The organism is Thioalkalivibrio sp. ALE21 (assembly GCF_003208255.1).
GTDB lineage: Bacteria > Pseudomonadota > Gammaproteobacteria > Ectothiorhodospirales > Ectothiorhodospiraceae > Thioalkalivibrio > Thioalkalivibrio halophilus.
Genome location: NZ_QKMA01000002.1, coordinates 66,378 through 87,110, shown reverse-complemented (window position 1 = coordinate 87,110; position 20,733 = coordinate 66,378). Strand labels below are relative to the sequence as shown.

Below are 20,733 nucleotides of genomic sequence, written 5' to 3'. Positions count from 1 at the left end.
ACAAGACACGTAACGGGATCCCCTGTGTGAAAACCCCGGCTCTGCGGCCGGTTGAAGAATGGAAGCTTCCCCCTCGACAAGCCCCCCGGGTCGCACGCATGGTCTACGCTCGGAGTGAGGCTTCCCGAGAATGGCATACACCCTCGAGAATTTTACGCCCCCAATCCTGTCACAGTATTGAGCTGGATCAAGTCACCAACGCGCGACCATCCGCAAAAGGAGCCGCCCATGGACGTCAAGAACGAAAACGGCATCGTCACGCTGACGCTGGACAAGAAAACGGCCAAAAGCATCACCGAAAACCTGACGGAACTGAACGGCGAGGTCCGCAACGGCGCTCGCGCACTGTCTTCGGTGCTGCAGCAAGGCTTGTACGAGATGGAAAACGAGTTCCGCCAGCCACCGCACGCATTCGACGAACATGCGCCGCGCCAGCCCTCGATCGAGGACTGAACCAGCGACTCAAACGGGAGGAATGATCATGAATCTGGTCAAGGCCGAAAACGGCGAAATCGTCATCCGCATGCCCGTCGCCGAGGCCTCGGATGCGCTGTACACCCTGCGCAACCGGGCCGACGACCTGGACGACTGCGAGGACCTGACCGAGGCCCTCGAAGCCGCCGGGGTACCCATGCCCGAAGAGGAAGACCACCGGCGCTACGAATACATGCCCCCGGTCGACTGAGTTCGCGGCCGAGGCCACTCCCACAGCGCCCCGACCCGCCTGTGGGAGCCTGCTCGCAGGCGAACCGACCACCTCAGCCGTCGGCCGGGTTCGGACGGTCCGCGACCTGGATCACCCCGTCCTGCACCCGCACCGGGAAGGTCGGGATGGGGTCCTCGGCCGGCGGCGTGAGCGCCTCGCCGGTGTGCAGGTCGAATTCCGCGTCGTGCAGCGGGCAGGTGATGCAGTCGTCGTCGATTGTGCCGCCCGCGATGGGGAATTCTTCGTGCGAGCAGAGGTTCTCGAGGGCAAAGTAGCGGCCATCCACGTTGAACACCGCCACTTCGGTATCCCCGGCCTCGAGCAGCCGGTGGTCTCCGGGTTCAATCGAGCCTTCCGGCCCCACGTCGATCCATTCGGTCATGTGCGTCGTCCGCTCATTGGTCAGTGGATGGCGTTGTCAGTGGCTGGCGTTGGCGGCGGCCGTCGCCTCCGCATTCACTTCGAGCGAACGGCCACTCTCGGGATCATACGAAAACCGGCCGACCAGGCGCACTTCCTCGCCCACGCGGTCGGCGACCGCCGCATCCGGCGAAATCGCAACGCGGTTGCGCGGATGATCCTCGATCCAGTAATGCCGCGGATCATCGAAGGACTGAACGCGGCCGGTCACCTCCACCATCTCGCCGTCAAACTCCGCTGCGGAGCTGCTCAGCTGATCCAGGGTCACCGGCGCCGTAGTCTCCCCGCCGCAGGCCATCAGCACCAGCCCCAGCAGTGCCCCGGCCAACGCCGGACCGGCATGACGAATCCTTTCTGCTTGCATTGGTTCTCTCGATGATACAGTGAAACCACAGATTACCCGGCGCCCCCGGCCGGCACCCGAAACCGCCGCCGCTACAGGGTTTCGGACGGCGGCAGCGCCGGCAGTCTCAGGGTAAAGCGCCCCCCGCCGAGATCCGAATCGTTCGACAGCCGGACCGAGCCCGGCGTCCCGTCCTGCACGGTGTGCAGCTCGGCGATCATCGCGCAGAAATACAGGCCCAGTCCGGTCCGCCCGGCACCGCGCTCCAGCATCGCCTGATCCTCGGTGGTTCGCGAACCCAGCATGGGCTCCGGGAAACCGGGACCGTCGTCTTCCACCTGAAGCCACAGCTCGCCGTCGCGCACCACGGCCGACAGACGGATGCGACCGTGACAATAACGCACGGTGTTGGTCACCACGTTCTCCAGCACCGCCGTCACCAGTTCCCGATCGAGCACCCATTCCAGGTCCTCGTCGCAGTCGATTTCGGCCGTCACCCCGCTGTGATCCATCAGTGGCTTGCTGGACGCCCAGTAGTCCTCCAGCAGTTCGATCACCAGCAGCGGACGCAACCGCGGGGTGTAGAGCCCCTGCTGGTTGCGGTACAGCGTGAGCATCTGTACCAGGCTGTCGTGCACGCGATGGGCCTCGTACTGCAGCCGCGCGATGGTCTGCTCGTCGCAGTTGCACTCGCCGGTTTCCGGGTCGCGCAACGCCTCCAGCGAATTCATCGCCATCCCCAGCGAGTTCTTCATGTCATGGATGGAAATGGCGATGACGGTACCGAAATCGATGCTCTTCATGTCTCCCCCGGGCCGCCGTTCGATGTCCGCAGGCTCCGCGCGCGTTCGCCCTCACCCGCCTGCTCCAGCAGCTCCGGCAGCACCTCGCCCAGCGCCGGCGGCGGTGATCCGGCCGCCATGGCCGCATCCAGCTGGCCGAGCAACCCCGCACGATCCACCGCCACTCCGGCCAGCAGCAGGCGCAGACGCGTCACCACGACCCACCAGGCCACCTCCGGATGACCACGGTAATCACTCTCCAGGATCTGCAGTTTGGTCCGCGCCTCGCGGGTCGCCCCGCGCGCGATCAATGCCTCCAGCTGATACGCCATGTCACCCGGATGCGGTATCTGCATCTGGGTCGCCAGGGCCATCGCATGGCGCCAGGCCCGTGCGGCGCGCTCGTATTCCCCCTGCGCCAGGGCCAGCCGCCCCAGCGCCCGCTGCCGCGCCAGCGACTTGGGCGAGCGTTCCGCCGCCGCGACCAGCACGTCCAGCGCCTCGCGCTCGCGGCCGGTGCGTTCCAGCACGAACGCCAGCCGGTCATGCGCCGGCATGTAATACGGCGTCGCCGCAATGGCCGCCCGATACGCCTCCTCGGCGGCCGCGAGGTTGCCCTCGACTTCGGCCACCTCGCCCAGACGCGCCTGGGCCCAGGGCGGCGTGGTCTCGCCCGTCACCGCACGGGCGGCCTCGGCCGCCACGGCCGGCTCGCCCTCGGCCAGAGCCAGATCGCTGCGCAGACGCTGCAGGTCGGCGGCACGCCCCTCCCCTGCTTCCAGCATGCGTTCCGCCTCCGCCCGTGCCTGCCCGAAGTCGCCACGGCGCCAGTGCTGGTCCAGCGTGCGCAACGGGTCCCGCCGGCGAAGCGCCCGCTGCAGGCGTACTACCAGCAGTTCGCGATTGAAGGGCTTGGAAAGGTAGGCATCGGGGCCGCTCTCCAGCGCCCCCATGACCATCTCGTTGCTGTTCTCGGCGGTGACCATCACGAACACCGTGGCCGGTCCGACCCAGCCCTGTTCGCGGGCCCGGTCCAGCACCTGCTGGCCGTCCGGCCCGTCCCCCAGGTTGTAGTCGCACAGCACGATGTCGTAGCGACGCCGTTCCAGCTTGTCCAGCGCATCCACACCATCGCGCGCGAGATCGATGTCCTCGAAGCCGGAGGTCAGCAGCATCTCGCGCAGCGTCGCCCGCATATTGGCGAAATCGTCCACCACCAGCACCGCCAGGCGCGACAGCGGGCGCCCGGCAGAACCGGCACGGGAAGGGGGAGCGGCGGTCGACATGCGCGCAGTGTGGCGCAGCCGCCCGCCGAAACCAAGACCCGGAGCAGGGGCTTGTCCCGCACGCGGCGACGCGTCAGTACGGGGCGGCCGTCTCGCCCTGCAGTGCCCGGGTCAGGTTCACGCAGGCGAACAGCAGGATGATCGCCACCGGCAGGCCCGCGGTGATCGCCCCGGTCTGCAGCCCGTCCAGCGCCATCTCGCCGCCCACGATCAGCAGGGTCGCGGCGACCGCACCCTCGGTGATGCCCCAGATCACCCGCTGACGCTTGGGCGAGCGCGTGCTCCCGCGCGAGACCAGCGCATCGATCACGTGGGTTCCGGACCCCGACGAGGTAATGAAGTAGGTCGCGATCAGGACGGTCGCCAGCCCCGAGGCCAGATGGAACAGCGGCAACTGCTCCAGCGTGGCGTACAGCGCGATGGTCGTGTCCTCGGCCACCGCGGCCGCAATCCCCGCGCCGTCCCCGAACAGCTCGAAATGCAGCGCCGTGCCGCCGAACACCGCCAGCCACACGAACACGAAAAGGGACGGCAGGAGCAGCACGCCGGCAATGAACTCGCGGATGGTGCGCCCGCGCGAGACCCGCGCGATGAAGATCCCGACAAACGGCGACCAGGCGATCCACCAGGCCCAGTAGAAGATGGTCCAGCTCTTCTGCCACTCGGCCTCCTGCATCGCGCCGGCGGTCAGGCTCAGCTGCACGATGTGATTGAGATACTCGCCGATGGAGTCGAGGAAGAAGCGGATGATGAACAGCGTCGGCCCGGCCAGCAGCACGAACAGCAGCAACGCGGTGGCCAGCCACAGGTTGGCCAGGCTCATCCACTTCAGCCCGCGGTCCAGACCGGAGATCACCGCCATCACCGCGACGAAAGTGATCGCCCCGATGATCCCTACCTGGAACCACCCGGAGATCGGCATTCCGAACAGCACGTTGAGGCCGGTGTTCAGCTGCATCGCGCCGAAACCCAGCGAGGTCGCCAGGCCGAACAGCGTGCCGAACACCGCGAGGATGTCGATCACGTGCCCGATCGGCCCGTAGATCCGGTCGCCCAGCATTGGGTAGAAGATCGAGCGGATGGTCAGCGGCAGACCCTTGCGGAACGAGAAATACGCCACCGACAGGCCCAGCACCACATAGACCGCCCAGGCATGCAGCCCCCAGTGGAAGAAGGTGAAGGCCATCGCTTCGCTGGCCGCCTCCTGAGTCTCGCCCTCGCCGAACGGCGGGTTCTGGTAGTGGAGCATCGGCTCGGCCACGCTCCAGAAAATCAGGCCGATCCCCATCCCCGCACCGAACAGCAGGGAGAACCACGCCATGAAGCTGAACTCCGGGCGGTCCTCGGTATTCCCGAGGCGAATCCGCCCGTACGGACTGAGCGCCAGCCAGAGCAGAAAGGCGAGGAAGACGGTCACCGCCAGGATGTAGATCCAGCCCAGATACTCGGTGATGAACCCGTGGATCGCGGCAAAGGTCAGCGATGCCGTGTCGGTGAAGATGACCCCGAACAGCACGAAGGTCAGCACCACGATCGACGAGGCGGTGAATACCACCGGGTTTACGGTGGCAAAGAACGCATGCGGTCGTCCGAATATCATTCGTTCTCTCTCAGGTTTGTGAGTAGATCCGCTGGCCGCGCAGCCGTACCGTCAGGCCTCGCCCGAGCGACGGTAATGCTGCCGCAGCCAGCCCCCGACCGCCAGCAGCAGCGCCAGAACCCCCAGCGGCACCAGGGTCCAGGGCTGCAGTGCGTCGCCGTCCTCAATGGCCTCTGCCGCCCCGTAGAGCACGCTGGAATACACCCCCCATTTCACGCAAAGCCCCAGGGTCGTGGCCAGCAGGAAGGTCGCGCGGGGCAGGCCCAGCATGCCCCCGGCATAATTGATGACGGAATGCGGGAACCCCGGGAAGGTACGCATCGCCATCAGATTCAGGAAGTCGCCGTGCCGACGCAGGGCCTCCACCAGCCAGGGGTGGTGCCGCAGCGGGCCGCGATCCGCACCCAGACGACCCGCGAGCCAGTACCCGCCCAGCGCGCCCGCGACACTGCCGGTCACCAGCAGCGGGACCGCGACCCATGGCGCCACGAACGGCGCAATCAGCCACACCACCAGACTGCCCGGCAGTGCGAAGGTGAACAGGATCGCCATCAGCACCACCAGCCCCGCGAGCAGCCAGGGATCGCCGGTCAGCCGGCGCCCCGTCTCCAGGATCCACTCCGGATCACCGACGCCGATGCCCAGCCCGATCCCGAGCACCACCAGCCCGGCCAGCAACAGCGGACCGGCATGCTCTTTCAGGAAGCTCGCCATGGTCATTTCACGCCCGACGGGCGTATCGTGGAGACGCTGACAACAAAAACAGCGAGGAGAGAGAGCAATGCAGAACCGTTTCCTGTTGGGGGCCATCATCGGCCTGATCGCCGGTATCGTCCTGGCCTTTGCCTATGCCTACAACGCCGCGCCCGGACTGATGATCGTCGAGGACGAAAGCCAGTACGGCTACGCGGAAACCATCGATCGCATCGAGACCGCAGCCGAAGCCGAAGGCTGGGCGGTCCCGACCAAACACGACCTGAGCGGCACCGTGGGCGAACATGGATACGACGTCGCCCCGGTGACGGTCCTCGAACTGTGCCAGCCGGATCATGCCGGGAACCTCCTGAGCGAGGAAGACAACTATGTGGTGACCTCCATGATGCCCTGCCGCGTCTCGGTCTATGAACGCAGCGACGGCACCGTCATCGTATCGCGCATGAACACCAGTCTGGTGGCGCGGGTGTTCGGCGGCAGCATCGCCGAAATCATGGCCGAAGCCACCGAGGACAACGAACGCATCCTCGAAAGCGTCCTGCAGTAAACCGTCCCCGGCGCCCGGCCCGCCCGGGCGCCCTCCCCGCCCGCTTGTCCGCACGAGCGGCAACCACGATGATAGGCCCTCTCACGGAGATCCACGGCGGCCCGCGCCGCCCCGGCCACGAGACTGCCATGTCGTACCTCAAGGACTTTCCGAATGCCGAAGGCTATTTCGGTGATTTTGGCGGTGCCTTCCTGCCACCGGAACTCGAATCCCATTTCGCCGAGATCGAACGCGCCTGGCGCCAGCTGGCGCTGTCCGCGGACTTCCTGCAGGAACTTCGCTATATCCGCCGGCATTACCAGGGCCGCCCCACCCCGGTCTACTACGCACGCAACCTCAGCCGCGAGGCCGGCGCGCATATCTACCTCAAGCGCGAGGACCTCAACCACTCCGGGGCGCACAAGCTCAATCACTGCATGGGCGAGGCCCTGCTCGCGCGCCACATGGGCAAGAACAAGCTGATCGCGGAGACCGGCGCCGGCCAGCACGGCGTGGCCCTGGCCACCGCCGCGGCCTGCTTCGGCATGGAATGCGAGATCCACATGGGCGAGATCGACATCGAAAAGGAAGCGCCCAACGTCACCCGCATGAAGCTGATGGGCGCCGAGGTCGTCCCGGTGTCCTTCGGCGGGCGCAGCCTCAAGGAAGCGGTGGACTCCGCGTTCCAGTCGTATCTCTCGCAGGCCGACGAGGCCCTGTTCGCGATCGGCTCGGTGGTCGGCCCGCACCCGTTCCCGCTGATGGTGCGCAACTTCCAGTCGGTGGTGGGGATCGAGGCGCGCGAGCAGTATCAGGAACTGACCGACGGCCAGCTGCCGGAACAGGTGGTTGCCTGCGTGGGGGGCGGGTCCAACGCAATGGGCATGTTCGCCGGTTTCATCGAGGATCCGGAGGTGCAGCTCAACGGCGTGGAGCCGCTGGGTCGCGGCACCGAACCGGGACAGCATGCCGCCACCATGACCTTCGGATCCCCCGGCATGTTGCACGGCTTCAAGTGCATGCTGCTGACCGACGACGAGGGCAACCCGGCCCCGGTACATTCGATCGCCTCGGGGCTGGATTACCCCGGGGTCGGGCCCGAACACTCCTATCTCAAGACGGCCGGGCGGGTCGCCTATCACGCGATCGGCGATGATGAGACCCTGGATGCCTTTTACCGCCTGTCGCGGACCGAAGGCATCATCCCCGCCCTGGAGAGCGCCCACGCGGTCGCCTGGGCGGTGGCGCACGCGCGCGAGCATCCGGGCAGCACCATACTGGTGAACCTCTCCGGGCGCGGCGACAAGGACATCGACTACGTGGCGCGCACCTTCGGTCATGACCGGGCCGGCTAAAAACGACGCGTGCATTGAGGGATTGAGGGCTCCACCCACGGCGTGCAATCATCCGGTGATCACCAAAACAACGGAGGTATCGGGGTGAGCGACAACGACGACCTGCAAAAGCAAAAAGAAGAGCTGGAAAAGGCCTACGACACCGACCACGAGATCGGTGAGCAGAACATCAACCCCCTCGGACTGGACCTGCACAACCCGGTCTTCGTGGTCAGCGCCGGCCTGATCCTGCTGTTCGTGATCGGGGCCCTGCTGTTTCCCGACCAGGCCAATGACAGTCTGGGTGCTACCCAGACGTGGATTCAGGAAACCTTCGACTGGCTGTTCCTCTCGGCCGGCAACCTGTTTGTCCTCTTCGCCCTCGCTCTGATCCTCCTGCCGATCGGGCGCATCCGTATCGGCGGCCAAGACGCCAAACCCGACTTCGGGCTGCTCTCGTGGTTCTCCATGCTGTTCGCCGCCGGCATGGGCATCGGCCTGATGTTCTGGGCCGTGGCCGAACCGGTGGGCTACTTCACCGAGTGGTTCGGTACCCCGCTGGGGATCGAAGGCGGCACCGAGGCCTCCAAGCAAGCCGCGCTGGGCGCCACCATGTATCACTGGGGCCTGCACCCCTGGGCGGTCTACGCCATCGTCGGCCTGGCGCTGGCCTTCTTCGCCTACAACAAGGGGCTGCCGCTGACTATCCGTTCGGCGTTCTACCCGATCCTGGGCGAGCGCGTCTGGGGCCCGTTCGGTCACGTGATCGACACCCTGGCAGTGCTGGCCACCCTGTTCGGTCTCGCCACCTCGCTGGGTCTGGGTGCACAGCAGGCGGCCGCCGGGCTGGACTTCCTGTTCGACGGCATCGACGGCGGGCTGCAGACCCAGCTGGCCGTGATTATCGGCGTCACCATTATTGCCCTGCTCTCCGTGATGCGCGGCATCGACGGCGGGGTGAAGCTGCTCAGCAACCTCAACCTGATCGTCGCGGCCGTGCTGATGCTGTTCGTGATGATCTTCGGCGGATTCATCGCCTTCCTCGCCAACACCGGTACCACGCTCTCGGCCTATGTCCAGTACATCATCCCGCTGAGCAACCCGGTCGGGCGCGAGGACGAGACCTTCTACCACAGCTGGACGATCTTCTTCTGGGCGTGGTGGATCTCCTGGTCGCCGTTCGTCGGCATGTTCATCGCACGCGTCTCGCGCGGGCGTACGGTGCGCCAGTTCGTCACCGCCGTGCTGATCGTGCCCACGCTGGTCACGGTGGTGTGGATGAGCGTGTTCGGCGGCACCGGCATCGATCAGGTGCGCGACGGCATCGGCGCCCTGGCCGACGAGGGCATCACCGATTCCTCGCTGGCGCTGTTCCAGATGCTGCAGAACCTGCCGCTGGCCGCGATCACCTCGTTCCTGGCCGTGGTGCTGGTGCTGGTGTTCTTCATCACCTCGTCGGACTCCGGTTCGCTGGTGATCGACAGCATCACCTCCGGCGGCAAGACCGACGCCCCGCAGTCGCAGCGCCTGTTCTGGGCCACCATCGAGGGCGTAATCGCTGCCGTACTGCTGGCGGTCGGCGGAGCGGCCGCACTGGAGGCCCTGCAGGCCGGAGCCGTCAGCACGGGTCTGCCGTTCATGATCGTGCTGCTCGTCATGTCGGTCAGCCTGTTGATGGGGCTGTTCCACGAGCTGAAGCTGATCCGGATCGCCGAGGCCGAAGCAGCCGGCAAGGCGTAGAACCGGCCTGCCCCGCTGCCCGCTCCGTGTCCCGGAGCGGGCCAGGTCACCCGCCGGGAGCGTCTTCCGGCGGGTTTTTTGTTTTCCGGGATCCGGCCGACATCCGGGCGGATCCCGGCACGAATACAGGAGTCCGCTGCATGCGCCGAGAACGCGTCGAATTTCCGGGCCACCAGGGCCAGATGCTGGCCGGGCGGATCGACCGCCCCACCGGGCCCGTACGGGCCTGGGCCCTGTTCGCCCACTGCTTCACCTGCGGCAAGGACAACCGAGCCGCCAACCGCATCGCCCGCGGGCTGGCGGAGGCCGGGATCGCGACGCTGCGTTTCGACTTCACCGGCCTGGGCGACAGCGAGGGCGACTTCGCCAACAGCGGCTTCTCCTCCAATCTGGAGGACCTGCTGGCCGCGGCCGACTACCTGCGCGGGCGAGAGGCCGCCCCCGCCCTGCTGGTCGGACACAGCCTGGGCGGCGCCGCGGTGCTGGGCGTCGCCGGGCGCATCCCCGAATGTCGCGCAGTCGCCACCATCGCCGCCCCGTTCGAGGCCGACAGCGTGCTGGATCATTTCGGCGAGGCGCTGGAGACCATCGAAACCGAGGGCGAGGCCACGGTGAACCTGGCCGGGCGACCGTTCCGCATCCGGCGGGAATTCGTCGAGGACCTGCGCAGCCAGACCCAGGCCGAACGTATCCGCGACCTCGACCGGCCGCTGATGATCCTGCACGCTCCGGGCGACACGGTGGTGTCGGTGGACGCCGCGCGGCGCATCTTCGAGACCGCGAGCCACCCCAAGAGCTTCGTGTCACTGGACGATGCCGACCATACCCTGCTGGACCCGGCCGACGCGGAATACGTGGCCGGACTGGTGGCGGCCTGGGGCGCGCGCTATATCGGCGAAGAACGAGGAGATTCGGCGGACGCGGACGCGCCCGGCGACGGGACCGGAGTGACGGTCGAGGAAACCGGCGACGGCCAGTACCAGCAGGACGTACGCATCGGCCCGCATCACTTCCTGGCCGACGAACCGCCGGACGTCGGCGGCGATGGCACCGGCCCCAACCCCTACGAGCTGCTGCTGGCGTCGCTGGGAGCCTGCACCAGCATGACCCTGCGCATGTACGCCGCGCACAAGCAGCTGCCGCTGGAACGCGTCCGGGTGCATCTGCAGCACGAGAAGCTCAAGGGCGAGAACGGCCCGGTCGACCGCATCACCCGCGAGATCACCATCGAGGGCGAGCTGGATGCGAAACAGCGTGAACGCATGCTGCAGATCGCCGATCGCTGCCCGGTACACCGCACCCTGCACGGCGAGGTCCAGGTCGAGACGCGGGAGACCACCGCCCCCGGCACGGTCTAATCCCCGGAATGCAGCCCCGCCGCGGCGAGGAAATCCTGCAGACCGCGGGTGTAAAGCGTCCCGGACCGCAGGAAGCCGTCGTTGTGGCCACCGCACAGGCCCAGGATCGGCGGGATGCCCGGGGCCGCCGCCTGCAGGCGGCGCGCATGCTCGAAGGGCACGATCTCGTCCTCGCGCGCATGCACCAGCAGCAGCGGGGCTTCCAGGCGCCGGACATGTTCGACGACCGGATACGGGTGGCGGATCAGCCAGCGTACCGGCAGGAACGGGTAGATCTCCGCCCCCAGATCCGCCGCCGAAGTGAACGCGGACTCCAGGATCACCGCACCGGGTTCGCGCTCCGCCGCCAGGCGCGCCGCCACCGCCGCCCCCAGCGAGCGGCCGAACACCACGATGTCCTCCGTCGCGTAGCCGCGTTCCTCGCGCAGATAGGCCCAGGCGGCCTCGGCGTCGGCGTGCAGCCCCGGCGCATCCGGCCGTCCCGACGAACGGCCGTAGCCGCGATAATCGATGATCAGCACCGCGAGCCCGACCTCGTGGAACCGCTGCAGCGAATGCAGGCGATGCCCGATGTTGCCCGCATTGCCATGGAAGAACAGCAGCACCGGGGCATCCTCCTCCGGCCCCGGCAGATACCAGCCGTGCAGGCGCACGTCCGCCTCCGGCTCCAGCCACACCTCCTCGAAGTCCAGCCCGGCATCCGCGGGCGTGGAGGTCACGTCGCGCGAAGGCATGTAAATCAGGCGGTCCTGGGTCAGATAGACGGTCGCCACCAGCACGGCGTAACCCGTCGCAAGCAGGATCAGGAACCGGATCACATTGGCCATGCCCACGATCCTGAACATCCCCGTCAACGGGCGCAACTCGCGTACAATACGATCCGTACTGCCCATAGCCACCGACATGCCGCAAAACCCCATCCGCGCCTGAAACGGTCCTCGCGATGCGCCATTCCCTGTTGACCAACACCGAACTCCGCGGACTGGATCGCGACCAGCTTTTGCGCCGCCTGGCCGGCGGCGACGCCCCGGATGGCGCCCTGGCCTCCGCACTGGACCGCGCGCTGGAGTCGGTGGACGCCGCCGGTCTGGAGGCGCATGCGCTGGACGTCGCCGAGATCCTCCGCCACCTCAACGTCGACCGTCAGACCCTGATCGCCACCCTGCTGGTCCCGGTCTTCCTCGCCGGGCACGCCGACGCGAAGGCCCTGCGCCGCGACTACGGCGAACGCGTCGCGCAGCTCACCGAGAACGTCTCCGCACTGGTCCGCCGACGCTTCGAGACCCCGGCCGGCCGGCCCGAACAGGCCGAGCGCCTGCGCCGCATGCTGATGGCCATGGTCGACGACGTGCGCGCAGTGCTGATCAAGCTGGGATTCCGCGTACAGCACCTGCGGCTGGTGGTGAAGGAACCCGACACGGGCGCCCGCGCGCTGGCGCAGGAAACCCTGGACGTGATCGCCCCGCTGGCCAACCGGCTGGGCGTGGGTCAGCTCAAGTGGGAGATGGAAGATCTCTCGCTGCGCATCCTCGAACCCGAGACCTACCGCGATATCGCGCGCGGGCTGGAGGAGAACCGCACCGAACGCGAAGAGTACGTCGCGCGCTTCACCCGGATGCTGGAAAAGCACCTGGCCGATGCCGGGATCGAGGCCCGGGTGTTCGGCCGGCCCAAGCACATCTACAGCATCTGGAAGAAGATGCAGCGCAAGAACACCTCGCTGTCCGAGCTGTACGACCTGCGCGCCACGCGCGTGATCGTCGACCGGCTGGCGACCTGCTACACCGTGCTGGGCGTGGTGCACAACCACTGGCGCCACCTGCCCGGCGAGTTCGACGATTACATCGCCAACCCCAAGGACAACGGCTACCAGTCGCTGCACACCGCCGTGGTGGGACCGGAGGGAAAGTTCGTGGAGGTGCAGATCCGCACCCGCGAGATGGACGAATTCGCCGAACTCGGGGTCGCCGCCCACTGGCGCTACAAGGAAGGCGGGCGCGAGGACCGCGCCCTCAACCAGGCCATCACCTCGCTGCGCCAGCTGCTGGAAACCGACGGCTCCGACCAGAACCTGCTCGACGAGATCCAGAGCGAGCCGCTGCACCAGCGCGTATTCGTACTGACCCCGCAGGGCGACGTGCTGGATCTCGCCCAGGGAGCCACGCCGCTGGATTTCGCCTACGCCGTGCACACCGAGGTCGGGCATCGCTGCCGTGGCGCCAAGGTGGACGGTCGCATCGTCCCGCTGACCCACCGCCTGCGCTCCGGCGAACGCGTCGAGGTCCTCACTGCCCGCGAGGGCGGCCCCAGCCGCGACTGGCTCAACCCCAACCTCGGCTATCTCAACACCTCGCGGGCGCGGGCCAAGGTGCGCACCTGGTTCCGCCAGCAGCATCAGGACGAGCACCTGGCCACCGGCAAGCAGTTGTTCGACCGCGAATGCCAGCGGCTCGGACTGCACGAACGCATCCCCGATCTCGACCGCGACGAACTCGCGCGGCAGATGAAATACCCCGGGTTCGACGAGCTGATGATCGCGCTGGGCGCCGGCGACATCACCACCGGACAGATCGCCGGGCGCCTGGCGCACATGATCCGCGAGCGCCGCGAACGCGACAAGACCCGCGAGGAGACGCCCGCCGCGCCGAGCCCCCGTCGCCGCGAGGGCCGCCGCGATGGCGACGCCGCGGATCACAATGCCGAGGACATCCGCATCCGCGGGGTCGGCGGCCTGCTCACCACCCGCGCTCAGTGCTGCGATCCGCAGCCCGGTGACCCGATCATCGGCTTCATCACCCGCGGTGCCGGGGTCTCGGTCCACCGCGATGACTGCCCCAACATCCTCCACCTGCCGGAGGACAAGCGCGCACGCCTGATCCCGGTCAGCTGGGGCGATGAACCCGAAACCGAGATCGTGTCGCTGGAGCTGGAAGCGCAGGACCGCGCCGGCCTGTTCGCCGAGGTCGGCGGGGTGTTCTCGCAGAGCGGAATCAACCTGCTGCGAGTGAACACGCAGACTGATCCGGCAGATCGCAGCGTGCGCATGGAACTTGAGGCGGAGGTCTCCGACCTGAGCGAGCTGAGCGGCCTGTTCGACCGCCTCTCCTCACTGGAAAACGTTTACGGCGTCCGGCGCGCGCAGGATCCGGCAACCGCGCCGGCATCCCGCAACAACTAACCGGTGCGCCGGGCCGCCTGGTAGGCGTTCACGCCCTTGCGTCCGGCCTTGAGACCCTTGATCTCGTCCAGGGTCGCGCGGCGGAGCTGCTCCAGTTCGGGGACCGTCTCACGGTAGAACTCGGACAGGGCCTCCAGCGCGGCGCGCGACCGCGCCCCGGAGGTATCCGCCAGACGCGGATCGGAACCGAAGGCTTCCTCGATCAGCCCGCGGGCCTGGAGGTCCAGTTCCGGGAGGTCTTCCCAGGCCTCCTCGTGCACCGCGGTGCGCAGGCGCTGGAGAACGACCTCCAGGTCCTCCTCGAGTGAGGTCGCCGAAGAGGACGAATCGGCCATGCCGCCGGCCTAGCTCGCCCGGTTGGAGGCAGCGTTGCGGTATTCGGGCGGGATCTCGTCCCAGCCCGCCTTCACCTCGCGCAGGAGCTTCGACACCTCGTCCAGACGCTCCGGATCGTTGTGCAGGTTGGCCTCGGTCAGACGGCGCAGCATGTAGGAATACAGCGCGGCCAGGCGCTCGGCCAGTTCCGGATTGTGCTTGTCATCCAGCATCGAGCGCAGGGAATCGATGATGTCGATCGCCTTGCCGATACGTTCACCCTTGTAAGCGATATTGCCAGCCTTCATCGCACCCTTGGCCACCGCGATGCGTTCCAGCGCACCCTCGAACAGCATCTGCACCAGGCGGTGCGGATCCGCGACCTGCACCTCCGACAGCATGCCCGCCTGGCGGTAGGAATCCACGTTCTTTCTCATGTTCATGCCGTACATGCTCGCCTCCGTTGCTCTCCCCCCGAGAGGGTCGTTAAATCATGCCACCGCCCATGCCGCCACCGCCACCGAGCCTCTGCTGCAGGAAGTCACCCGTCTGCTGCATCTGGGCGACGGAGGTATCCATGCTGGAGAACTGGCGGACCAGCCGGTCTTCCAGCCGTTCAATACGGTCATCCAGCCGCTCGCGCTGACGGTCCACGCGATCCTGTTCGTTCTGCAGCCCGTCCTGACGGGTCTGAATCAGGCCTTCCGGCCCGGTAATACCCTGCAGGGTCTCTTCCATGCCGCCGGCGATATCGCGCACCATGGCGGACACGTCCTCGAACCCTTCGCGATCCATCACTTCGTCAAAACGCTGGGTGTCAAAAGACAGCGTGCCGTCACGCTGAGTCGTGATCCCGAGTTCGGCGAGTGTCTGGTTGTTGATGCCCTCGACCTGGGAACGCTCCGTCAGCGCATTGCTCATGCGGCTGCGCGCCGAGCGAACCGTACTGTCACCAGTGAGTACCGCGGCCTCATCTTCTTCGGCATCATAGGCGGTGAGCTCGTTGGTCTCGGAGACCATCGTGTTGTAGGCCTCGACGAAGGACTCCAGACCGTTCCGCAGTTCGTCCTGGTCCTCGCTCACCGAAACCGAGGTCTGCCCGACCCCCTCGAGGTCGATGGCCATGCCCTCGATGGTGTCCTCCAGGGTGTTGGAGGCGCTGGTGATCTCCATGCCGTCGATTGTCACCAGGGCGTCCTGTGCTTCAACGGTGACGGTCTCGGGATCCCCGAGATTCGCGAGCCGGTCCAGGTCCGCGTCGCCGTCCACTTCGACGTTGATCGTGTTTTGCTCGCCCGTGCTCTCGGACGTCATGGTCAGCCGCGGACCGTTCCCGTCGTTGACGATGGAGGCACGCACCCCGGCATCGGCGTCGTTGATGGCATTGCGCAGATCGTTGAGGGTGTCGCCCTCCTCCACGTCGAGCGAGACCGCCTCGCCATCACCCACCGAGATGCTGAAGGTGCCGGCACCGACCTCCTCGTCCGTGGAATCGAACAGACCGGAATCCGAGGCCACGGTCTGCGCCTCGGCCAGCTGCTGCACATCCATGTTGAAGTCGCCGTTGGGCGCATCCCCGGTGATCACCACCGAGGCCACATCCTCGTTACTCAGCGAGGCCGACTGCTCGGGCTCGAAATCCGCCAGATTCGATAGCGCCGAACCGATGCCGTCCATGCTGCTACTGAGCGAGCCATAGGCCGAGATCTCGGCCTCGATGCGTTCCTCGCGCTCGTTCAGGCGTTCCTCGCGCGGCGCACGCTGCGCGTTGACCAGATCGCCCACGATCTGATTGAGATCCAGCCCGGAACCGACACCGAGAGAACTGATGGCCATGATCGTTACCTTCCTGCCCGCTTCGCGGGTGTCCCGTCGTTTCTGATCAGGTTAACGGCCCTTCTGCCGAAAACTTGAGCGGATGAATCATTAAGGACCCCGGCCTGCTCCCCGCGGGTCACCCTCAAGGCTGAAGAGTCACCGTAGGAGCGGCTTTAGCCGCGAAAATGGCGCCATGAGCCCCCACATCCACATTCGCGCGCAAGCGCGCTCCTACAAGGACCGGGCCAGCGCAATAACGTTTTCAACATAGCAAGAACAATGCCGTCCGGCCCGAACCGCTCATGCCTTGTCGACAAATCCCGTGCCGCCAAGATCCCGCTCGTTCTCGAAATGCTCCGCCAGGGCCAGCATCTGCTCCGGCGGGATCTGGCGGATAATCTCGTCGCGGTCACCGTCCATCACCGTAATCACGGTACGGCCGGAGGAATCGTCGACACTGAATTCCAGCGAGCGCTTGCTGTTCTGCAGATACGCATTGATGGATTCCACCACCGGCTCCAGGTCGGAGGCCTCCACCGGTTCCGCCCGCTCGCGGTCCGCCGAACCGGAGCCTTCCTGCCGCACGCCGGGGTTCTCCCCGGCCACGACGGCACCGGTTTTCCGCTCGTCCGACACACTGTCGCCTCGAGGGCCCGTACCGGTGGCCGCCCCCCCTATCCCGGCGTCGCCGGAACGCGACGGAAGGGCCGGAGGCAACGCCCCGGGCGGATTGTTGTTGATCATGTCACTCATTGAACAAGCCTCCATGGGCCGCCCCAGAGCCATCCCCCGGAGCGGCCCTTGCGGTCAAGGAGAGTTTACTGCAGCAGCCCGAGGACATTCTGCGGCACCGCATTGGCCTGCGACAGCACCGAGATGCCGGCCTGCTGCAGGACCTGCGCCCGGGTCAGTTCCGCCGTCTCGGCGGCGAAATCCGCGTCCATGATCCGCGACCGCGCATCCGACAGGTTCTCCGCCCCGATCTCCAGGTTGGAGATGGTGCTCTCGAACCGGGTCTGCACCGCACCCAGCTCCGAACGCAGCGAGTTCACCTGATCCAGCGCCCCGTCCAGGGCACCGATGGCCTGAGTGGCGGTATCACGGGTCGTCACGTCGATCTCGGTCAGATTGACCTGCACGGCTTCGTCCCCGTCACCTGCTCCATCGCCGAAAAGCGTTACGTCAGCGGCGCCCTCGATCTCGGCCGTGCCCCCATCCACATCAAACCCGGCGTCAAAGGCCCCGGTAATCGAAATCGAAGTCTCGCCTTCGTTGTTCACCCGCAGCGCGGCCTCCAGGCTGGCCTCCGAGATCACCTCATCATCGATGGCCTGGGCAGCAATCTCCTCATTGATTGCACGAACCACGTCATCCATGGTCTGGACGTCGTCTCCACCAATGCCCACTGTAATGTCGGTATCGGTCCCGTCCACGCTGATGGTGATCGTACCGTCAAAACCCTCCAGATCACTGAGCTGGTCCGAATCCAGCCCGCCTGCGCCGATCACCTCGGTCGCTCCCAGCTGGGTGGTCCGAGCATCCACGCCGCTCACATTGGTCATCTGCCCCTGATTGGCACCGACCTGGAAGAACAGATCCTCCACACTGCCGTCCAGGATGTTCTGACCGTTGTACTCCGTGTTGTTCGCGATCCGGCCCACTTCCTCCATCAGCTGCTGGACCTCGTCGTTGATCGCCTGGCGGTCCGAAGCGGAGTTCGAATCGTTCGCCGCCTGCACCGCCAGCTCGCGCGCCCGCTGCAGCGAATCGCTCACCGTATCCAGCGCACCCTCGGCCGTCTGGGCCAGAGAGATCCCGTCGTTCGAGTTGCGCACCGCCTGATTGAGGCCGTTGATCTGCGACGTAAAGCGCTCCGAGATCGCGAGCCCGGCCGCGTCGTCCTTCGCGCTGTTGATCCGGAGACCGGACGACAGGCGCTCCAGACTCTGGGCCAGCGCGCTCTGGGAGTTGTTCAGATTACGCTGGGCATTCAGTGACATCACGTTCGTGTTGATGACCTGAGACATGGCAGTTTCTCCTCGTTCCATGCGGCCCCGAGGCGGGGCCAACAGCCCCGTTACGGGGGCCAACCGCGCGGACAGTAATCCGCTCCTGTCTTCGGTAACGGCCGAGCGGCAAGCACCTTTAGCCCCACCGGCAATTTTTTTCCGCCCCGCTCCGACGCGCCATGTCGCGCTGCAACGCCTTCTCCACAAATTCTGGCCGACCCCGGCGGCAATTTCCTGCCGGCCCCGGCCCCGGCCCCTGTGGGAGCGCGCTCGCGCGCGAAAACGGCATCCCCCGAAACCACCGGCCTTCACGATCTCCCCCACCACAAAAAAGGCCCGCCCCGATCACTCGGGACGGGCCCTCGGACGGCCCTATTACAGGCCCGGAGGAAACCTCCGCCTTACTGCAGCAGACCCAGCACGTTCTGCGGCACCGCATTCGCCTGCGACAGCACCGAAGTCCCCGCCTGCTGCAGCACCTCGGCGCGCGTCAGCTCCGCCGTCTCCGCCGCAAAGTCCGCGTCCATGATCCGCGAACGCGCATCCGACAGGTTCTCCGAGCCGATCTCCAGGTTCGAGATCGTGCTCTCGAAACGGGTCTGCACCGCACCCAGCTCCGAACGCAGCGAGTTCACCTGGTCCAGCGCACCGTCCAGCGCACCGATCGCCTCGGTGGCCGAGTCCCGCGTGGTGACGTCGATATCGGTGAGATTGACCTCCGCCGAGTCCGTCGCACCATCAAACAGATCGGTATTTGTGCCATCCTGCTCTACGGAAAATTCCGAATCAAAGGCGCCAGTGATGGCAATTCCCTGATTTCCATCGTTATCCACACGAACCGAGGCCTCCAGGTTGGCATCGGATACCGCTTCCGCCGCATCGTCGTCGCCGGCGGCCACATCCGCAATCTCACTGTTGATCTCGCGAACCACGTCATCAAGGGTGTCGACGTCATCACCCAGTGCCACCGTTACCGCACCATCTTCGCCTCCAACGTCGATCACGATGTCTTCCTGATCGGAGAAATCGAGATCCGCGAGAGTATCGGCGTCCAGGGTGTCCCCCACAGCTTCCTGCATCCCCAGCTGGGTGGTGCGCGAATCCACGCCGTTCACGGCCGTCATCTGCCCCTGGTTGGCACCGACCTGGAAGAACAGATCCTCCACACTGCCGTCCAGGATGTTCTGACCGTTGTACTCCGTGTTGTTCGCGATCCGGCCCACTTCCTCCATCAGCTGCTGGACCTCGTCGTTGATCGCCTGACGGTCCGACGCCGAGTTAGAATCGTTCGCCGCCTGCACCGACAGCTCGCGCGCACGCTGCAGCGAGTCGCTCACCGTATCCAGCGCACCTTCGGCGGTCTGCGCCAGCGAGATCCCGTCGTTCGAGTTGCGTACCGCCTGATCCAGACCGTTCACCTGACTGGTGAAACGCTCCGAAATCGCCAGACCCGCCGCGTCATCCTTTGCGCTGTTGATGCGAAGACCCGACGAAAGACGCTCCAGCGACTGCGAAAGCGCACCCTGCGACTCGTTCAGATTACGCTGGGCGTTCAGCGACATCACGTTCGTGTTGATCACCTGGGACATGTCGTCCTCCTTCCTCTGCTTGCCGGCCAGTCATTGCCGTTCCGGCGGCAATGGTGGGTTCGAGATTGCCTCTCACACCCCGTAACGACTGCTCCCCGGCAACCTTTAACCCCAAACGGCACAAAATTTCCGCCCCCTTGCCGCCGGGCCCCACCGCACACAAAAAGGCCCGCCCCGATCACTCGGGGCGGGCCCTCGGATGGCCCGCGGCACGGGCCCGGAGGAAACCCCCGTCTTACTGCAGCAGGCCCAGCACGTTCTGCGGCACCGCATTGGCCTGCGACAGCACCGAAGTCCCGGCCTGCTGCAGCACCTCGGCGCGCGTCAGCTCCGCCGTCTCGGCGGCGAAGTCCGCATCCATGATCCGCGAACGTGCATCCGAAAGGTTCTCCGATCCGATCTCCAGGTTCGAAATCGTGCTCTCGAAACGCGTCTGCACCGCGCCCAGCTCCGAACGCAGAGAGTTCACCTGATCCAACGCGCCGTCCAGAGCACCAATCGCCTCGGTCGCGGAGTCCCGTGTGGTCACATCGATATCGGTCAGATTGACCTCCTCCGAATCTGCGTCCGCAAAAAGATCGCCACCATCCTGATCTACGGAAAACTCGGAATCAAAGGCACCAGTGATGGCGATACCCTGATTTCCATCGTTATCCACACGCACCGAGGCCTCCAGGTTGGCATCGGATACCGCTTCCGCCGCATCGTCGTCGCCGGCAGCCACCTCCGCGATCGCGCTGTTGATCTCGCGGACCACGTCATCAAGCGTATCGACGTCATCCCCCAGGTCCACAGTGACCGCGTCGTCTTCATCTCCGACATCAATCACGATGTCTGCCTGATCGGACAAATCGAGATCCGCAAGAGTATCGGCATCCAGAGTCTCCCCCACGGCTTCCTGCATACCGAGCTGAGTAGTCCGCGAATCCACGCCGTTCACGGCCGTCATCTGCCCCTGGTTGGCACCGACCTGGAAGAACAGATCCTCCACACTGCCGTCCAGGATGTTCTGACC

At 66.1% G+C, this 20,733-nt stretch carries 21 protein-coding genes; 7 read left to right on the top strand and 14 right to left on the bottom strand.

Features of this window, described 5'->3' with window-relative positions; all coding sequences use genetic code 11:
- Positions 1–228 precede the first annotated feature (228 nt).
- Positions 229–453 carry a hypothetical protein gene (locus D893_RS02070; protein WP_018946122.1) on the top strand — a complete coding sequence of 75 codons (225 nt, stop codon included), beginning with the start codon at positions 229–231 and terminating at the stop codon, positions 451–453.
- A 28-nt stretch (positions 454–481) separates the two neighbouring features.
- Positions 482–685: a hypothetical protein gene (locus tag D893_RS02065; protein WP_018946123.1), complete on the top strand. Its 204-nt coding sequence runs from the start codon at positions 482–484 to the stop codon at positions 683–685.
- 73 nt (positions 686–758) lie between these two features.
- Here the strand turns inward: D893_RS02065 and D893_RS02060 are convergent, their stop codons facing one another.
- The 6 genes from D893_RS02060 to D893_RS02035 form a co-directional block, all read right to left on the bottom strand.
- Entirely contained in the window at positions 759–1,088 is a 330-nt protein-coding gene (locus D893_RS02060; RefSeq protein WP_077244370.1) for a non-heme iron oxygenase ferredoxin subunit, read from the bottom strand.
- A 36-nt stretch (positions 1,089–1,124) separates the two neighbouring features.
- Positions 1,125–1,454 (bottom strand): hypothetical protein, encoded by a 330-nt coding sequence (locus D893_RS02055; protein ID WP_018946125.1) that lies wholly within the window; start codon positions 1,452–1,454, stop codon positions 1,125–1,127.
- Positions 1,455–1,561: 107 nt separating this feature from the next.
- Positions 1,562–2,272, bottom strand: coding sequence for a HAMP domain-containing sensor histidine kinase (locus tag D893_RS02050; protein ID WP_018946126.1), 711 nt, complete (start codon positions 2,270–2,272; stop codon positions 1,562–1,564).
- Positions 2,269–3,537, bottom strand: a complete 1,269-nt coding sequence (locus D893_RS02045) for a response regulator (RefSeq protein WP_110619043.1) — start codon at positions 3,535–3,537, stop codon at positions 2,269–2,271. The genes D893_RS02050 and D893_RS02045 overlap by 4 nt, the downstream gene beginning before the upstream one ends.
- A 73-nt stretch (positions 3,538–3,610) precedes the next feature.
- Positions 3,611–5,137, bottom strand: a complete 1,527-nt coding sequence (locus tag D893_RS02040; protein WP_077244372.1) for a BCCT family transporter — start codon at positions 5,135–5,137, stop codon at positions 3,611–3,613.
- A 51-nt stretch (positions 5,138–5,188) separates the two neighbouring features.
- The gene (locus D893_RS02035; protein ID WP_077244373.1) at positions 5,189–5,857 is read right to left on the bottom strand and encodes a VTT domain-containing protein; all 669 of its coding nucleotides are present in this window, start codon (positions 5,855–5,857) and stop codon (positions 5,189–5,191) included.
- A gap of 61 nt (positions 5,858–5,918) precedes the next feature.
- Here D893_RS02035 and D893_RS02030 point away from each other — a divergent pair, with 61 nt between their 5' ends.
- The 4 genes from D893_RS02030 to D893_RS02015 all read left to right on the top strand — a co-directional run bounded on the left by D893_RS02030 (position 5,919) and on the right by D893_RS02015 (position 10,809).
- Complete coding sequence (locus D893_RS02030) at positions 5,919–6,398, top strand: DUF302 domain-containing protein (protein WP_018946130.1); 480 nt, start codon at positions 5,919–5,921, stop codon at positions 6,396–6,398.
- Positions 6,399–6,526: 128 nt separating this feature from the next.
- Positions 6,527–7,732 carry a tryptophan synthase subunit beta gene (trpB, locus tag D893_RS02025; RefSeq protein ID WP_110619042.1) on the top strand — a complete coding sequence of 402 codons (1,206 nt, stop codon included), beginning with the start codon at positions 6,527–6,529 and terminating at the stop codon, positions 7,730–7,732.
- Between the two features lie 84 nt (positions 7,733–7,816).
- Positions 7,817–9,451, top strand: a complete 1,635-nt coding sequence (locus tag D893_RS02020; RefSeq protein ID WP_018946132.1) for a BCCT family transporter — start codon at positions 7,817–7,819, stop codon at positions 9,449–9,451.
- A 140-nt stretch (positions 9,452–9,591) separates the two neighbouring features.
- A complete protein-coding gene (locus D893_RS02015) occupies positions 9,592–10,809 on the top strand; it encodes an alpha/beta fold hydrolase (RefSeq protein ID WP_110619041.1) in 1,218 nt (405 codons plus the stop codon).
- On the opposite strand, the gene D893_RS02010 is transcribed toward D893_RS02015, so the two are convergent.
- Positions 10,806–11,636, bottom strand: a complete 831-nt coding sequence (locus D893_RS02010; protein WP_077244377.1) for an alpha/beta hydrolase — start codon at positions 11,634–11,636, stop codon at positions 10,806–10,808. The two genes, D893_RS02015 and D893_RS02010, sit on opposite strands and share 4 nt — an antisense overlap.
- 116 nt (positions 11,637–11,752) lie before the next feature.
- Between D893_RS02010 and D893_RS02005 the strand changes: the two genes are divergently transcribed.
- A complete protein-coding gene (locus D893_RS02005; RefSeq protein WP_110619040.1) occupies positions 11,753–13,987 on the top strand; it encodes a bifunctional (p)ppGpp synthetase/guanosine-3',5'-bis(diphosphate) 3'-pyrophosphohydrolase in 2,235 nt (744 codons plus the stop codon).
- Here D893_RS02005 and D893_RS02000 read toward each other — a convergent pair.
- From D893_RS02000 to D893_RS01970, 7 genes are all read right to left on the bottom strand, one after another.
- Positions 13,984–14,322, bottom strand: a complete 339-nt coding sequence (locus D893_RS02000; RefSeq protein ID WP_018946136.1) for a flagellar protein FliT — start codon at positions 14,320–14,322, stop codon at positions 13,984–13,986. The two genes, D893_RS02005 and D893_RS02000, sit on opposite strands and share 4 nt — an antisense overlap.
- 9 nt (positions 14,323–14,331) lie before the next feature.
- A complete protein-coding gene (gene fliS, locus D893_RS01995; RefSeq protein ID WP_110619039.1) occupies positions 14,332–14,754 on the bottom strand; it encodes a flagellar export chaperone FliS in 423 nt (140 codons plus the stop codon).
- 34 nt (positions 14,755–14,788) lie between these two features.
- On the bottom strand, positions 14,789–16,138 hold the full coding sequence (gene fliD / locus D893_RS01990) for a flagellar filament capping protein FliD (protein WP_018946138.1): 1,350 nt from the start codon (positions 16,136–16,138) through the stop codon (positions 14,789–14,791).
- Positions 16,139–16,420: 282 nt separating this feature from the next.
- Positions 16,421–16,873: a flagellar protein FlaG gene (locus D893_RS13885; RefSeq protein WP_244263424.1), complete on the bottom strand. Its 453-nt coding sequence runs from the start codon at positions 16,871–16,873 to the stop codon at positions 16,421–16,423.
- A gap of 65 nt (positions 16,874–16,938) precedes the next feature.
- Positions 16,939–18,147, bottom strand: coding sequence for a flagellin (locus D893_RS01980; protein ID WP_110619038.1), 1,209 nt, complete (start codon positions 18,145–18,147; stop codon positions 16,939–16,941).
- 383 nt (positions 18,148–18,530) lie between these two features.
- A complete protein-coding gene (locus D893_RS01975) occupies positions 18,531–19,718 on the bottom strand; it encodes a flagellin (RefSeq protein WP_110619037.1) in 1,188 nt (395 codons plus the stop codon).
- Positions 19,719–19,953: 235 nt separating this feature from the next.
- Positions 19,954–20,733 (bottom strand): flagellin (locus D893_RS01970; RefSeq protein WP_281623682.1); only part of this gene is annotated, 780 nt, incomplete at its 5' end.

Excerpts from the sequence above, each read along its gene's own strand:
- D893_RS02035 (WP_077244373.1), bottom strand. The coding sequence starts at position 5,857 with ATGACCATGGCGAGCTTCCTGAAAGAGCATGCCGGTCCGCTGTTGCTG.
- D893_RS02050 (WP_018946126.1), bottom strand. The coding sequence starts at position 2,272 with ATGAAGAGCATCGATTTCGGTACCGTCATCGCCATTTCCATCCATGAC.
- D893_RS02040 (WP_077244372.1), bottom strand. The coding sequence starts at position 5,137 with ATGATATTCGGACGACCGCATGCGTTCTTTGCCACCGTAAACCCGGTG.
- D893_RS01980 (WP_110619038.1), bottom strand. The coding sequence starts at position 18,147 with ATGTCTCAGGTCATCAACACGAACGTGATGTCACTGAATGCCCAGCGT.
- D893_RS02030 (WP_018946130.1), top strand. The coding sequence starts at position 5,919 with ATGCAGAACCGTTTCCTGTTGGGGGCCATCATCGGCCTGATCGCCGGT.
- D893_RS02070 (WP_018946122.1), top strand. The coding sequence starts at position 229 with ATGGACGTCAAGAACGAAAACGGCATCGTCACGCTGACGCTGGACAAG.
- D893_RS02045 (WP_110619043.1), bottom strand. The coding sequence starts at position 3,537 with ATGTCGACCGCCGCTCCCCCTTCCCGTGCCGGTTCTGCCGGGCGCCCG.
- D893_RS02060 (WP_077244370.1), bottom strand. The coding sequence starts at position 1,088 with ATGACCGAATGGATCGACGTGGGGCCGGAAGGCTCGATTGAACCCGGA.
- D893_RS13885 (WP_244263424.1), bottom strand. The coding sequence starts at position 16,873 with ATGAGTGACATGATCAACAACAATCCGCCCGGGGCGTTGCCTCCGGCC.
- D893_RS02015 (WP_110619041.1), top strand. The coding sequence starts at position 9,592 with ATGCGCCGAGAACGCGTCGAATTTCCGGGCCACCAGGGCCAGATGCTG.
- fliD (WP_018946138.1), bottom strand. The coding sequence starts at position 16,138 with ATGGCCATCAGTTCTCTCGGTGTCGGTTCCGGGCTGGATCTCAATCAG.
- D893_RS02010 (WP_077244377.1), bottom strand. The coding sequence starts at position 11,636 with ATGGCCAATGTGATCCGGTTCCTGATCCTGCTTGCGACGGGTTACGCC.
- trpB (WP_110619042.1), top strand. The coding sequence starts at position 6,527 with ATGTCGTACCTCAAGGACTTTCCGAATGCCGAAGGCTATTTCGGTGAT.
- D893_RS02005 (WP_110619040.1), top strand. The coding sequence starts at position 11,753 with ATGCGCCATTCCCTGTTGACCAACACCGAACTCCGCGGACTGGATCGC.
- D893_RS02065 (WP_018946123.1), top strand. The coding sequence starts at position 482 with ATGAATCTGGTCAAGGCCGAAAACGGCGAAATCGTCATCCGCATGCCC.
- D893_RS02000 (WP_018946136.1), bottom strand. The coding sequence starts at position 14,322 with ATGGCCGATTCGTCCTCTTCGGCGACCTCACTCGAGGAGGACCTGGAG.
- D893_RS01975 (WP_110619037.1), bottom strand. The coding sequence starts at position 19,718 with ATGTCCCAGGTGATCAACACGAACGTGATGTCGCTGAACGCCCAGCGT.
- fliS (WP_110619039.1), bottom strand. The coding sequence starts at position 14,754 with ATGTACGGCATGAACATGAGAAAGAACGTGGATTCCTACCGCCAGGCG.